Here is a 247-nt window from a genome sequence, read left to right as displayed (position 1 = left end):
CATAAACGACGGTCACGGTCACCAATAAAACCATCGTAGAGCTGCTGCTCCGGGTCCGCGTTCGGCGCAAAGTCTTCCTCGGCATAAATGGCTGCTAACTTGTCCCGCCAAACTTCCTGTGCGTCAGTTAGCCGCAGCGCCCGTGCAAGGCAAGCCTCCTTATCCAATTGCAGGCGCTCCAGGTCTTGCGGACGCAGCACCTTTAATGGCGCGACCACCGGGCAGCGGTTGATATGCAGCAACTTGA

The 247-nt window shown here is 57.5% G+C and carries 1 protein-coding gene; it reads right to left on the bottom strand.

Features of this window, described 5'->3' with window-relative positions:
• Nucleotides 1–247 (bottom strand): hypothetical protein (locus tag AAEY72_RS15900; protein ID WP_352311622.1); only part of this gene is annotated, 247 nt, incomplete at both ends.

It is taken from the genome of Psychrobacter sp. W2-37-MNA-CIBAN-0211 (genome assembly GCF_040309405.1).
In the GTDB taxonomy this organism is placed as follows: domain Bacteria; phylum Pseudomonadota; class Gammaproteobacteria; order Pseudomonadales; family Moraxellaceae; genus Psychrobacter; species Psychrobacter glaciei.
This window is presented reverse-complemented; position numbering and strand designations above follow the sequence as displayed.